The 14,017-nt window shown below is 57.7% G+C and carries 12 protein-coding genes; 4 read left to right on the forward strand and 8 right to left on the reverse strand.

Features of this window, described 5'->3' with window-relative positions:
• Both ACZ25R_RS18060 and ACZ25R_RS18065 read right to left on the reverse strand, forming a co-directional pair.
• A complete protein-coding gene (locus tag ACZ25R_RS18060) occupies positions 1-702 on the reverse strand; it encodes a polysaccharide deacetylase family protein (protein ID WP_472461775.1) in 702 nt (233 codons plus the stop codon).
• A 193-nt stretch (positions 703-895) separates the two neighbouring features.
• Positions 896-1,801: a LysR family transcriptional regulator gene (locus ACZ25R_RS18065; protein WP_472461776.1), complete on the reverse strand. Its 906-nt coding sequence runs from the start codon at positions 1,799-1,801 to the stop codon at positions 896-898.
• Positions 1,802-1,915: 114 nt separating this feature from the next.
• Here ACZ25R_RS18065 and ACZ25R_RS18070 point away from each other — a divergent pair, with 114 nt between their 5' ends.
• The gene (locus tag ACZ25R_RS18070; protein ID WP_464662739.1) at positions 1,916-2,533 is read left to right on the forward strand and encodes an FMN-dependent NADH-azoreductase; all 618 of its coding nucleotides are present in this window, start codon (positions 1,916-1,918) and stop codon (positions 2,531-2,533) included.
• 104 nt (positions 2,534-2,637) lie between these two features.
• On the opposite strand, the gene ACZ25R_RS18075 is transcribed toward ACZ25R_RS18070, so the two are convergent.
• Positions 2,638-2,823 (reverse strand): hypothetical protein, encoded by a 186-nt coding sequence (locus ACZ25R_RS18075; protein WP_464662738.1) that lies wholly within the window; start codon positions 2,821-2,823, stop codon positions 2,638-2,640.
• A 179-nt stretch (positions 2,824-3,002) separates the two neighbouring features.
• Complete coding sequence (galE, locus tag ACZ25R_RS18080) at positions 3,003-3,995, reverse strand: UDP-glucose 4-epimerase GalE (RefSeq protein WP_223611841.1); 993 nt, start codon at positions 3,993-3,995, stop codon at positions 3,003-3,005.
• A 304-nt stretch (positions 3,996-4,299) separates the two neighbouring features.
• Between galE and hemA the strand changes: the two genes are divergently transcribed.
• Positions 4,300-5,577 (forward strand): 5-aminolevulinate synthase, encoded by a 1,278-nt coding sequence (gene hemA / locus ACZ25R_RS18085; protein WP_472461777.1) that lies wholly within the window; start codon positions 4,300-4,302, stop codon positions 5,575-5,577.
• 53 nt (positions 5,578-5,630) lie between these two features.
• Here the strand turns inward: hemA and ACZ25R_RS18090 are convergent, their stop codons facing one another.
• The 3 genes from ACZ25R_RS18090 to mscL form a co-directional block, all read right to left on the reverse strand.
• A complete protein-coding gene (locus ACZ25R_RS18090; protein ID WP_472461778.1) occupies positions 5,631-6,683 on the reverse strand; it encodes an AbrB family transcriptional regulator in 1,053 nt (350 codons plus the stop codon).
• Positions 6,680-7,846 carry a pyridoxal phosphate-dependent aminotransferase gene (locus ACZ25R_RS18095; protein ID WP_472461779.1) on the reverse strand — a complete coding sequence of 389 codons (1,167 nt, stop codon included), beginning with the start codon at positions 7,844-7,846 and terminating at the stop codon, positions 6,680-6,682. Before ACZ25R_RS18095 ends, ACZ25R_RS18090 begins: the two co-directional genes overlap by 4 nt.
• Positions 7,847-8,032: 186 nt before the next feature.
• Positions 8,033-8,446 (reverse strand): large conductance mechanosensitive channel protein MscL, encoded by a 414-nt coding sequence (mscL, locus tag ACZ25R_RS18100; RefSeq protein ID WP_464662733.1) that lies wholly within the window; start codon positions 8,444-8,446, stop codon positions 8,033-8,035.
• Positions 8,447-8,669: 223 nt separating this feature from the next.
• Between mscL and ACZ25R_RS18105 the strand changes: the two genes are divergently transcribed.
• The gene (locus ACZ25R_RS18105; protein WP_472461780.1) at positions 8,670-12,152 is read left to right on the forward strand and encodes a hybrid sensor histidine kinase/response regulator; all 3,483 of its coding nucleotides are present in this window, start codon (positions 8,670-8,672) and stop codon (positions 12,150-12,152) included.
• Between the two features lie 13 nt (positions 12,153-12,165).
• Here the strand turns inward: ACZ25R_RS18105 and ACZ25R_RS18110 are convergent, their stop codons facing one another.
• Positions 12,166-12,870, reverse strand: coding sequence for a response regulator (locus ACZ25R_RS18110; RefSeq protein WP_472461781.1), 705 nt, complete (start codon positions 12,868-12,870; stop codon positions 12,166-12,168).
• A 195-nt stretch (positions 12,871-13,065) separates the two neighbouring features.
• Between ACZ25R_RS18110 and pip the strand changes: the two genes are divergently transcribed.
• Positions 13,066-14,016, forward strand: a complete 951-nt coding sequence (gene pip, locus ACZ25R_RS18115) for a prolyl aminopeptidase (RefSeq protein ID WP_223611852.1) — start codon at positions 13,066-13,068, stop codon at positions 14,014-14,016.
• Position 14,017: the final 1 nt, after the last annotated feature.

Below are 14,017 nucleotides of genomic sequence, written 5' to 3' on the forward strand. Positions count from 1 at the left end.
TCAACCGGTGACGGATTTGCGCAGGACGTTCAGCCAGCCATCGGTCCGGCGAACGATCTTGCGGGGCAGGAGCAGCATGTCATGCTGCGGTGTCGCCCGGCCGCGCTGGGTGGTGGTCGCCGTGGTATATCCCGCCTCCACAACCATTTGCCTGACCTCCCCGGAAAAATCGCCATAGGGATAACAAAAGGCATCCACCGTGCTGCCCAGCATGTCTTCGAGTTCGTGGCGCACATCGGCAATCTGACGCCGCGCCTCGTCCGGGCTGACCTCGGTCAAGTGCACATGATCGAGCGTGTGCGCACCGACTTCATGCCCCGATGCCGCCCATTCCAGCATTTCCGCGCGGGACATGCAGGGGGAATGGGGAACGCCGACGTCAGCATCCCATATGTTGGAGCCGCCGATCTGCCGGCTGACAAAATAATTCGTGGCGGTAAAGCCCAGTGCATCCAGCACCGGCAGCGCATGCGTCATGACGTTGCGGAATCCGTCGTCAAAGGTGATACCCACCACTTTGCCGGTCTTTTGGCCCGCCAGGTAGGGTTGCAAATCCCGCATCGACATTCCGGCATATCCCATGCGCTTGAGCCATTTCATCTGGCGATGGAAGTTGGCCGGATCGACGGTCAGATAGCGGAACGGACTGCCGCGCCCTGCCGGTTTGTCAATCTGATGGTACATCAGGATGGGTATGGGCATTTTATGCGAACTCAAATGAAAGTGGACCGGGTTGAAATTTCAGACATGACATATGACGGTATCCATCGAATATAGGAGAAACAGCTGTTGCGCCAATTCTAGCTCCGGCGAACATGCTTGTCTCCGAATCTGTATGTTACGTTTTCAACATGACGCCTGGGTTGCCGCGGGCAAGATTCGGCCTATAGACCACTCAGTAAGCGCATGCGGCCATTTCCCGCGCGAATCGCTCGACCCACCATTTTGCAGCGGGTCCGAGGGGATGGTCTGCCATGTGGAGGGCAAAGAGCGAGTAGTGGCTCTCCGGATAGGGTTCAAGGTCGAGTTTCACCAACCGGCCTTCGGCAACGTCGTCCTTTATCATCCATTTGGGCAGGCCGCCCCAGCCCAATCCGGCGACCATCAGCTCATGTTTGATCCCTACGTCGGTCAGCCGCCACGTCCGGTAGGCGAAAACGCCAAAGTTCCGGCCCTTGGTCTGTTCTGAGAGGTCAGTCACCACAAGCTGGACGTGATCGCGGATGAAGGAGAGCGGCACCGGCCCCTTGTACAGGGCCAGGGGGTGATCCGGCGCGGCAGCGGGTGTCATGGTCATCTCACCAACCCGGATCGTGGTCAGGTCATCGCTGGTCTGAACCGGCGGCCCGCCAATACCGATATCCGCCTGCCGTTTTTGCACGAGATCCCATACCATGCCGAGCGCCCCGACATGCAGCCGCAGGCTCACAGTCGGGAATTGTTCCTGAAAAGCCTTCAGCACGGATATGAGCACCGGCGACGGCACGGACACATCGACGACAATCGCTATTTCCGCCTCCAGCCCCGCCTTGAGACCCTCGGCACGCGCCCGCAGTCCCTGCAGCGCCGATGCCATTCGCCGGGCGTCCTCCAGCATGGCGACACCCGCCTCCGTCAGACGCGGTTCGCGGGTTCCGCCGCGGGAAAACAGCTGCAGCTCCAGCTGCGATTCCAGATTGGCGATCGTATAGCTGATAACCGACTGGGACCGGTTGAGATGGCGCGCAGCCGCGGAAAAACTGCCGGTATCGGCAACGGCAAGGAAGACCTGGAGCTGATCGAGAGTCGGATTTGGCTGCATGATCTATCTAATCCATAGATGGGTTTGATAGATATTTTCCCAGTTTTCTAAATGGATGTCGAGCACCAAATTACGGACATCAATTCATTGTCCTTTTTGGAAGGTACCAAAACCATGTCGTCCATACTTCTCATTACCTCGAGCCCACGCGGCGCGGCTTCCCACTCGACACAGGTCGCCACGGAGTTTGCGCGTAAGCTGCAGCGGGCAACACCGGGCAGCACGATCGTCACACGCGACCTTGCCAGCCGCCCGCTGCCGCACATCAATGCCGACTACACGGCCGGCATTTACACTCCCGTGGAGGCACGCACCGCCGAACAGCAGCGGGTTGTCTCGGTTTCGGATCAGGCCGTCGACGAACTCTTTGCCGCCGACAGCATCGTCATCTCGACGGGATTCATCAATTTCAGCATTTCTTCAACGCTGAAATCATGGATCGACCATATCGCCCGCGCCGGCAAAACCTTCAGCTACGGTGAAGATGGTCCCAAAGGTCTTGTCACGGGCAAGAAGGTCTATCTGGTGATCGCATCCGGCGGAATTTACTCCGCTGGCCCGGCATCCGCATTGGATCACGCGACACCTTACCTCAAATCCGTGCTGGGCTTCCTCGGCATGACCGACGTCGAAGTCATTCGCATCGAAGGCGTCGGCATGGGACCGGAAGCCGAAGCCAAGGCAATCGCGACGGCTCAGGAACAGACCAGCCATCTGGCTCTGGCTGCCTGACGCAGCGGGCTCCCGGGAGGTGAATTCGCGTCCACCTCTTTGATCCATTTTAGCAGTGATGCTGATTTTAATCGAGGGACGCCCATATACCCGATGAGGGCTGTCTATTTTGCCTGCTTGTATTCGGCTTCGTCCAGGCGGCGGAGCTGGTCGAGCAGGCTCTCCGGTACGGTATCATCAACCTTGTAGATACCGGCGGCGCGTATAGCGGTCCGGTAGGACGACTGGGAAATTTGTCGTCGCATAATCCTGGATAGCTGTTTTTCGTTGGTCCGGTTGGCGCCGCCCATCGCATTACTCCAACTCTACTTCGTGGTCTTCAAGGTCCTGAACTAAACACCTTCCCAGCGAAGAAGGTTCCCCTTTTCTAGGATGACGCATGTTAAAACAATGTGTCGCTCCGCCGCATGGCCGATTCAACGACCGAAAGTACGGCATCCCGCGCAGCAGCGCTGCGCAAACAGGACAGTCAGCGCCCTGAATTGCGGCTGGCAAGACCCTTTTCCCACGCCAGCGCCGTTTCGACGATCACGTCAAGATTGTCAAAACCGGGTTCCCAGCCCAGGTCCTTTCGCGCCCGTGCGCTATTGGCCACAACGGATGCGGCATCGCCCGCCCGCCGGTCCGTCAGGCGCGCGTCAATCGGTCTCCCGTGAACGCGCTCGACGCTTTCAATCACGTCGCGCACCGAATATCCCCGGCCATAGCCGCAATTGGCGACGATGCTGCTGGCCCCGGTGCGGAGCCGGTCCAATGCCAGCCGATGGGCGGCGACGAGGTCGCTGACGTGAATATAGTCACGCACGCAGGTGCCATCCGGCGTCGGAAAGTCGTGACCGTAAATTTCCATGTAAGGCCGTTTTCCCAACGCCGTTTCACAGGCAACCTTGATCAGATGAGTCGCGCCGCGTGTCGACTGGCCGGAACGGCCCTTCGGATCGGCCCCGGCCACATTGAAATAGCGCAGCGCCGTGTACCGGAAATCATGCGCCGCCGCCGTGTCGCGCAGCATCCATTCCGTCATCAGCTTGGAAACGCCATAGGGCGATTGCGGCAGCAGCGGTGTCTCTTCGGTAACGGGCTCCAGCCCCCCATCGCCGTACACAGCGGCCGTTGACGAAAAGATGAAGTTCTTCACGTTGGACTTGACGACCGCTTCAATCAAGGTGCGGGATTTCGAGGTGTTGTTTTCGTAGTAGGCCAGCGGATCCCGAACGGAATCGGGCACCACCACGGAACCGGCGAAATGGATGACCGCGTCGACATAATTGCGCTCGATCGTATCGCGCACGAGATGCTGGTCAGCAATGTCGCCAATGATGAGCTTGGCCTCCGCAGGGACCGCCCATTCAAACCCGGTGGAGAGGCGATCGATGACCACGACGGATTCACCGGAATCGAGCAATTCCCAGACCATGTGACTGCCGATATAGCCCGCACCCCCGGTTATGAGTACTGTCATCTGCCATCCCCCCTGAACCACGCCAACAGCTCTATCGCGGTATCTTGCCGCATTTTGGCGGGTCTGCAAAGCGTTGAAGATGCATCATAAAAATAACGTGGCGAAAGAATCGCAGACCATCCTGCCTCGGGAGCGGGCAGAACGGGTTTCCGGCGTTCCCCATATCGCCGGCGCTCTTTCGACGTTATAGTGTTAGAGCCCGCTGGCAGACTCGCCATTTGCCAAGCGTGGCAAATTGCCCACCTTCCCGTCATGGATTTTAGCCCGCAAAAAAGCTACTAAGTCCAGGATACAGGAGCAGTTCATGGACTATCGTCGGTTTTTCGAAGACGCGATCGACCAATTGCACGCTGAAAAGCGCTATCGGGTCTTTGCCAATCTGGAACGGATCGTGGGGAGATTTCCGCGCGCGCTTTGGCGTACTGCCGATTCCACACGTGAAATCACCGTATGGTGCTCGAACGATTATCTGGGAATGGGTCAACATCCCTCGGTTATCGCGGCCATGCACGATGCGTCGAGCCGCATGGGCTCCGGTGCCGGCGGCACGCGTAATATCTCCGGCAACAATCATCCGCTCGTCGAGCTGGAAAACGAACTGGCCGATCTTCACAACAAGGAAGCCGGTCTGGTCTTTACCTCGGGCTTCGTGTCGAACGAGGCATCGATATCGACGATTGCGCGGCTTCTGCCCAATTGCCTGATCCTCTCCGACGAGTTGAACCATGCCTCGATGATCGAAGGCGTGCGCCGCTCCGGCGCCGAAAAGAAGATTTTCCGCCACAACGATGTGGCACATCTCGAAGATCTGCTGAAGGCGGCCGGCAAGGAACGCGCCAAGCTGATCGTGTTTGAATCGGTGTACTCCATGGACGGCGATATCGCCCCCATCGCGGCCATTGCCGATCTGGCCGAGAAGTACAATGCCATGACCTATATCGACGAGGTTCATGCGGTTGGCATGTATGGCAATCGCGGTGGCGGCATCACCGATCAGGAAGGCCTCTCGGACCGCATCGATATCATCGAAGGAACCCTGGCCAAGGCTTTCGGCACACTGGGCGGCTATATAACCGGCCCCAAGACCGTGATCGATGCCGTTCGCTCCTACGCGCCCGGCTTCATCTTCACCACCGCCCTTCCCCCCGTGATCGCGGCAGCGGCTACCCAATCGATCCGCCACCTGAAAGTTTCGCAGGAAGAGCGCAGATTGCATCAGCAGCAATCGCAGCTGACCAAGGATGTCCTGGCTGCCGCCAACCTGCCGGTCATGCAGTCGCAGACCCATATTGTCCCGATCCATGTCGGCGACCCGGAACTGTGCAAGATGGCGAGCGACCGGCTGCTTCAGGTGCACGGCATCTATATCCAGCCGATCAACTACCCCACCGTCCCGCGCGGCACCGAGCGGCTGCGCGTCACGCCGACGCCCTTCCACTCCGATGAACTGGTGCTCGAACTGAAGGACGCGCTGGTCGAGGTCTGGACGGCGCTTGGCATTCCCTTCGCCAAGGACAGCGCTCCGTCGGTCAACACGGGCGAACGCGTCGTGACGCTTGCTGTTTCCAAGGCCGGCGGCTGAAGCCACGCTTTCCTGAAATCACATAAGCCCGCTATTTCAATGAAATGGCGGGCTTATTTATTGGCATCGGTATCGTTCAGCCAGCGCGCCAGAAACGGCACGGCAAAGGCGATCATCAGAAATCGCGCCACGTGGTGGGACGCCACATAGGACGGATCGACGCCCAGAGAAAAGGCAATCACTGTCAGCGCTTCCAGCGCCCCCGGTGCAAAGGCCAGGGCGATCTGTGCCGAATGGATATCCAGGACGTACCAAACCGCCAGGGCTGCCAGAAAAGAGGCGGCCGTTCCGAGAACAAAGGCACAAAGGGCGGCCGGCAGATAGCGAACGAGCTGGGTACGATGCTCCGCACCCACCCTCGACCCGATCAGCACGCCCAGAATGATCAACCCGATATCCGCGATCGAGCGCGGGACCACCGCTGTCACGACCGATGCGGCGTGCAATGCCGCACTTGCCAGCAAGGCACCGAGCATCATGCCGCCGGGAACGCGCGTGTACTGGCCGAGAAGCGCACCGGCAAGGCCGCAGACAAACAGAATGAGCGCTTCCTGGATTGTCCAGTGATCGTTCATCTCCACCACGACATGCGGCGCATTTTTGGCAATGACGGCAAGCAGCGGGGCAAGAAAGCCGATGAGAAGCAACAGGCGGATACACTGAACGACGGTGATCTTGACCATGTTGGCCTGCGTTCCCATGGCGGCTACCAGCACGAAGGAAAGCGCTCCCGGCAACGATGAAAACAGCGCGGTGGGCCCATCCCAGCCGAAGCCCTTGCGCAGCATGACATAGGTCAGTCCGGTCACCGCGATGAGCGCCACGAAGAGCATGAAAAAGCTGACCGGCCACAGCACCATCTGATTGACGGTATCGGCGGAAACGCCGGACCCGGCCTGGATACCCAGCATGAAGAAGACAAAGGCACGCAGCCAGTCGGGCAGATGAATACGGACGCCGGAAAGGGATGCAGCCGTGACCACAAGCGTCGACCCGAGCAGGAACGGGATAGGCAAACCTACAAAACCGGCGCTGAAGGCGCCGGCTGAAGCGATGAGGAGCGAAAGAATGGTGGCCTGGGTATTATTCAGATGTAAGCGATTCAACGTTTCCTGATCCAGTCTGCGAGGCGATCGGCAGCCTCCTCGACCTGATCTATACGTCGGGCAAAACACAGTCGCAGGAAGGCTGCGCCACCATCGCCAAAAGCCGTTCCGGGCGCAAGGCCAACCTTTGCCTCATCGACGATATCAAAGGCAGCGCGATAGGAGTCGGAAACGCCCTCGATGCCAAACAGCAGGTAGAAGGCACCGGCCGGCGGCGACATGCGCACCCTGCCCGTTGCTGCGAGTTTGGCGCAAAGAATATCGCGCGCCTTGCGCGCACGCTCCACCTGCATCCGGATAAATTCGTCCCCATGATCGAGGGCGGCGACAGCACCGCGCTGCATGAACTGCGCAACACCCGAATTGGAATACTGGATCAGGTTCTCCACGGTTTTGCCGAGGGCGGGATGCACGGTCATCCAGCCGACACGCCAGCCGGTCATTGCCCAGTTCTTGGAAAAACTGTTGACGAAAATAATCCGGTCATCGGGATCCATGACATCGAAAAATGAGGGGGACCGGCGCGCACCGTAATAGAAATGCGTGTAGATCTCGTCGGCAACGATCCACAGACCGTGCTGGCGGGCGATCTGCAATATCTCGCGCAACGTCTCGATATCAGCGGTCCACCCGGATGGGTTGGATGGAGAGTTGATGAACAGTGCCTTCGTCCTGGGAGTGATCGCATCGCGGATTTTTTGCGGATCAAGCGTCCAGCCATTGCCGGTGAAATCCTGCGTTACCGGAACCGGCGTTGCACCCGCTATGCCAGCGGCAGCGGCAAAATTCGGCCACGCCGGCGACACATAGACGACCTCGTCTCCAGCCCCGGCCGTGGCCTGGATGGCCAATTGTATCGAATGCATCCCGGAACCCGTGACATAAAAATGATCGACGGGCAGATCCACATTGAAATGGCGCTTGTGATAATCGGCCAATGCTTGCCGCAATTCCGGAATGCCTGCCTGCCAGGTGTAGAAGGTCTCGCCATTGGCCAGACCCGTATTTGCCGCATCCCTGATGAAATCCGGCGTAGGCAGATCGCCCTCACCCGCCCAGAGCGGAATGACGCCGTCCTGGCGCCTGCCATGGTTCATCACCGCAACAATGCCGCTCTCCGGCGCGACCGCAGCTTCATGGCGCAAATGTTCAATCAGACCCATACATATCTCCAGTGCCAAACGCACATCCCGTTCAAAGGCAGACCTAACGCAACGAAGCGCAACAATCACGCGGATATTTGTGATGTTCCCATCACCGATGCTGATGATCTGCTGACGTCATCCTGACAATCAGGCAAACAAAAACCCCGGCACCAGGCCGGGGTGTCTGAACCAATGCGGAAAGTCCTAGCGCTTGGCCAGGAGATCGCGAATATCGGTCAGCAGGGCTTCTTCCTTGGTCGGTGCAGCCGGGGCTTCAGGGGCCGCAGCTTCCTTTTTCTTGAGCCGGTTCATGGCTTTCACCACCATGAAAAGAACCCAGGCAATGATCAGGAAGTTGATCAGCAGGGTGATGAAGTTGCCGTAAGCAAGTGTTGCACCGGCTGTGCGTGCGGCGGCCAACGTCGCAGCGGGCGCACCTGCCAATTGGATAAACATATTGGAGAAGTCGACACCACCGGTGAGAAGCCCGATGATTGGCATCAAGATGTCGTTCACGATCGAATCAACAAGTTTGCCGAAAGCACCGCCGATGATCACACCAATGGCGAGATCGACCATGTTTCCCTTCAAGGCAAATTCTTTGAATTCCTTTAGCATGATATACCACTCTCCAGTATTCCGTGTTAATTGGAAGCTGTCAGTCCCCAGTGATGCAAGTTGCACCACAGATTGACAGTAACAGATGTTCCTAATTTATTAATATAAAGTTTTATTTTCCGAACGAGCAACCCTGGTTATTCAAGTGTTTTCGACGGGCAGATTTTAAAATTAATTCATTTTGATGAACACGTTCATCGCAATTTATGGAAGGTTGAAGCCCATGACGGGCTGGACTGTAGCGCTTGTCGCGATTTTATATCTCATTGCACAGTATGTGCGGGTCAAAACCATCGGCCGGCGCAATCGCCTTGATCAGAAGGGCGACCGGCCGTTCATCTATGCGCTCAGTCTTGCATCGGGCGGCAGCAGCTGGCTGTTTTATGGTGGCCTTGGATATGCCGCCGAAAGCGGCATTGAATTTGCCGGGCTGTTCATCGGAATAGCTCTGGCTTTTACCCTGGGCTTTCCGTTCTTCCATCGTGTGATCAAACTTGCGCAATCGCAGGGCATTGCCTCCATCGCCGACCTGATTGGCGCCCGCTATGGCAAGAGTTTCTCGGTGACCGCGTTTGTCACGATCATCGTCACGGTTGGCGGCGTTCCCTACCTCGCGCTGCAGCTCACCGCAGTGCATTATCTCTTCGAGGTATTCGCCGGCACGTTTACCCCGCATAGTGCGGACAGGGCCCACGAACCCCATTGGCTGCTCTGGGGTCTTCTGTGCGTCATCGCCCTGTTCGTCATCCACAACAGCGAAAAATCGCCTCAAACCATGGATCGCGATGAAAGCATGGTGCGCACGCTGGCCAGCGATTCCGCTTTGAAGATGATTGCCTTCATAGCGGTGGGCATAGCCGCGACGACATTTCTTTTCGGCACACCGGGCGAATTGCTCAGCCACCTCGCTGGCAGCAATACTGCCATCCCCGCACTGCAGGCACACATCTCGTTGGCGAATGTTGTCGCGCTCGCGCTGATCGGCGCATCGACAACCCTGCTTCTGCCCAGTCAATTCTATCTCACGGTCGTGGAAAACAGGAGCAGACGGGAATTGTCGGCCGCGCGATGGCTGGTTCCGGCATGCCTGTTGATTGCCGGTCTTCTTGTTTTGCCCCTTGCGGCAATTGGCAACTGGATCCTGCCGTCCGGTGTCTCTCCCGATTTTTATTTTCTTTCACTCCCTCTGCGGGCGCATCAAAACTGGCTGGGCATTCTGGCTTTCGCTGGCGGTCTCTCGGCTGCAGCCACCATGCTGGTACTGCCTACCATTGTGCTGTCCATCATGATTTCCAACGACCTGATTTTGCCGACCCTGTTGAACTGGCCAAGGCGGGCGACATCGGCCGGCAAGGACGATTACACGGCCGTCATTCCAAAAATCCGGCGTTACTCCATCATTGCCATTCTGCTTGCCGCCTATGCCTACCAGTTCACAATAAAGGATTACGTTGACTTTGCGGAACTCTCGCTCATTTCCGCGGTGAGCCTGATGCAGATGCTGCCACCCTTTCTCGGCGGTTTTGGCTGGCGCAGGGCAACAGCACGCGGCGCACGGTGGGGTATGGCTGCAGGCACTGCCGTGTGGCTTTACACCATGCTTCTCCCCACCTGGCTTGATGAATCCTGCTCCCTTGTCACCAGCGGACCCTATGGCATCGGCCTCCTGCGCCCGCATCATCTCGGGGGATTGGACGCAAGTCCCGTGGTGAACGGGCTGCTGTGGAGCCTGACCGCTAACCTGGCTTTGTTCATCCTTGGCTCCCTGTCGAAAAGCGCAACGCCGCTGGAGCGCATCCAAGCCAATATTTTCATCCCCGAAACGGAAGAAGCCGCTCTTTCCAGCAGGAATCATCATGCCAACGTGACTGTCGATCAGTTGAAGGACACCATATCCCGTTACATCGGCGCTGAACAAACCCGGCTTGCGTTCAATGCCTTTCATGACCAGGAGGGAATTGCCCTGGAAGGCGCGGCCGATTTCAAAACGATGCATTTCTCCGAACAGCTGCTTTCCAGTATCGTCGGCTCGCCATCCGCCAGGCTGATCCTGTCCCTTGCCATGGGTCCCTCCGGAGCGGCGCAGAAGCAGACGCAGATACTGCTTGATCACGCGACGGAAGCCCTGGTGCAAAACCGCGACCTGCTGCAAACGGCGCTAGACCGGGTGGATCAGGGGATCGGCGTTTTCGACCGGCAATTCCGGCTCATGTGCTGGAACCGGCCGTTTCCGCTCATGCTCGATCTTCCCGATCGCCTGCAGCGCATGGGCACACCGTTCGACGCGATTGTTTCCTTTCTCCTTGTGCAGAGAAACGCTGCTGCAAACGGCGGCGATGTCGCTTTGCCGGAGCTGGAGGCACTGCCCGCGCGCTGGCGCATCGCCCTTGGCAATTCGGGCCGGATCATCGACGTTCTTGCCAATGCCATACCGGACGGTGGCATGGTGGCAACCTTTACCGACATCACCCAGACTGTCGAAACAGACAGAATATTGCGGCAAAGCAATGAGCGCCTTGATGCGCGGGTGCGCGAACGCACGAAAGCGCTCACCCTTGCCAATCAGGAACTGGCCAAGGCACGGCGCCGCGCCGAGGACGCCAATATCAGCAAGACACGTTTTCTGGCCGATGCGGGGCATGATATTCTGCAGCCCCTCAACGCAGCCCGTCTCTATGCCTCGGCACTGACGGAACAGCTTGCCAAGCCGCAGCTGAAGGATCTTGCGACCAACCTCAATTCATCCCTTGAGGCGGTCGAGTCGATCTTCAACGCGTTGCTGGATATTTCACGGCTTGATGCCGGTGCCCTCAGGCCTGAGATATTGACCATTCCATTGAACACCATCCTCTTGCAGGTCTTTCGCGATTTTCTGCCGGTGGCGCAGGAAAGGGCGCTGGAGTTCAAACTGGTTGAAAGCTCGGTTGTCGTTGCAACCGACCCTCATCTTCTGCGGCGGCTTCTCCAGAACCTTGTTTCGAACGCCATCAAATATTGCAAATCGGGCAAGATACTCATGGGCGTTCGCCGTCGCGGCGATATGATCGAGGTTCAAGTCTTCGATACGGGTATAGGCATCGCCAACACCGAACTGAACATCATTTTCCGCGAATTCTCCAGGCTTTCCCGCGGCATGAGGGAATCGGATGGACTTGGGCTCGGCCTATCGATTGTCGAGCGCATCGCCGCACTGCTGGGGATGTCCATCGGCGTATCTTCCCGGATTGGTAAAGGCTCGGTGTTCTCCGTCAGAATGCCGGTATGCTCCGATGCTGTGCTGCCGGTCATCAAGAATCCGGCGGCTTCGGAGCCCAATCGCGCGCTGGATGGCCTCAGGATTCTCTGCATCGATGACGACGAACGTTCTCTTGCCGGAATGAAGGAGCTGCTGCAGACGTGGGGCTGTGCGGTGGAGGTCTTGACCAATGGCAAGGGCTTGGAGGCGCTATGCCAGAACCTTGGCGAACCACCGGATATGATCCTTGCCGATTACAATCTCGAAGATGAGAACGGAATTGACCTCATCGGGTATTTGCGCGGCCAGTACGGGTGTCCCATACAAGCCGCCCTCATCACCGCAGACCGGTCGAGCCAACTGCGCGACCGGGCCGCCGCCGCAGCTATCCCGCTGATCAACAAGCCCGTGCGGCCCGCTGTCCTGCGATCGCTGCTATCCCATCTGCAAAACACCCCTGCGGACGCCTGAATGATCGCCAGCGCTAATGAAACTCCACCGTTCTGGCGTTCAGGGGCGCGGGGGTGCTGTTGAAACGGGACAAGCAAATGACCGCTTGTGTCCGGCTTTCAACACCAAGCTTGTAGAGAACCGCAGAGACGTGCGCCTTGATCGTGGCTTCCGACACGTTGAGTTCATGCGCAATCTGCTTGTTGAGCATACCGTCGGCCATCATGCCGAGAACCCGTCCTTGCTGCGGGGTAAGACGACGCAAGCGGCCGACCAGCTCGAACAGTTCCTGATCCAGTTGTCCCCCGCCCTGACCGGTCAGCGGTGACCATATCTCGCCATCGAGTATTCTGCCGATGGCATCGGCAATCTCATCAAGGGTTGAGGATTTGGAAATAAAGCCCGAGGCGCCGAGCGCCAGCGCAGTACGGATGGTAACGGCATCATCGGTTGCCGAAACAATCGCTATCGGTACGCTCGGGTGCAGCGAACGCAAAGCAATCAAGCCAGTCAGACCGCTGACGCCGCCCAAGGCAAGATCGAGCAGCACAAGATCAACGTCGGCTGCATCGAGGATGTGCCTTTTGGCACTCTCTAGATCGCTGATCTCGATAATGTCCGCGTCGCCTGTCTGCAGCATAAGTGCAGCTTTCAACGCACCCCGGAAAAGCGGATGATCGTCCACAATGACAAACTTAAATCTCATGCCTGAAAAGTCTCCGTTTTGAAATTGCAACATCTGAAAATCTAATCGTTTTAATAATAGCGACTAAAGCGCATTTTCCTGATATATCAAGACAAATCTATTGCGCGGGTAAGTTCAAAACCAATGCGGACTGTTCGTAGATGTCTGCTAAACACATGAATTGACTTGGCAAAACATCAATCCCGCGCAATCATAGACCTATTTCGCCACTTTTCGAAAGAAAGATGTATGATAACGAATACACTTTACCCCGAGACCCAGCCCTATGCCGAGCAGATGCTCGCCGTGTCTGATCTGCACAGCATTCACGTGGAGGAATGCGGCAATCCCCAGGGCAAACCGGTCATCATGATCCATGGCGGCCCTGGCGGCGGGATCAACCCCGCCATGCGCCGGCTGCACGATCCTGAACTCTACCGCATCATTCTTTTCGACCAGCGCGGCTGTGGAAAATCAACGCCTTATGCTGAACTGCGCGAGAACACCACTTGGGATCTCGTGGCGGACATGGAGCGTATCCGCAACCATTTCGGCATCGATAAATGGCAGGTTTTCGGCGGCTCGTGGGGGTCGACACTGGCTCTTGCCTATGCGCAGACCCACCCCGCCCATGTCAGCGAGCTGATCCTGCGCGGCATCTTCATGATCCGCCGTTTCGAAATCGAATGGTTCTATTCCAACGGTGCGAGCATCATCTATCCCGACCGCTTCGAAGCCTATCAGGAGCATATTCCGGAGGCAGAACGCGGCGACATGATCGCGGCCTACTACAAGCGCCTTACCGACGAGGACCCGGCCGTGCGCCTGGCCGCCGCCAAATTGTGGGCACGCTGGGAAGGTTCCGCGCTTTCCCTTCTGCCGGACCCGGCGCGGGAAGAGGCTTTTGCCGGCGATCATTTCGCCATCGCGTTTGCACGCATCGAATGCCACTATTTCCAGAACAGGGGCTTCTTCGAAACGGATGACCACCTCCTGCGCAACGCCCATCTGATCCGTGAAATTCCCGGCGTTCTCGTGCACGGCCGCTATGACATGTGCACGCCGCTCCTGAACGCCTGGCATCTGAAAAAGGTCTGGCCGGAAGCCGACCTTCGCATTGTCGAAGATGCCGGGCATTCCGTCACGGAACCGGGCATTGTGCATGAACTGATTGCTGCAACCAAAAGATTTGCAGCCTGAC

The sequence above is a fragment of the Phyllobacterium sp. RCAM01083 genome, from assembly GCF_055685835.1.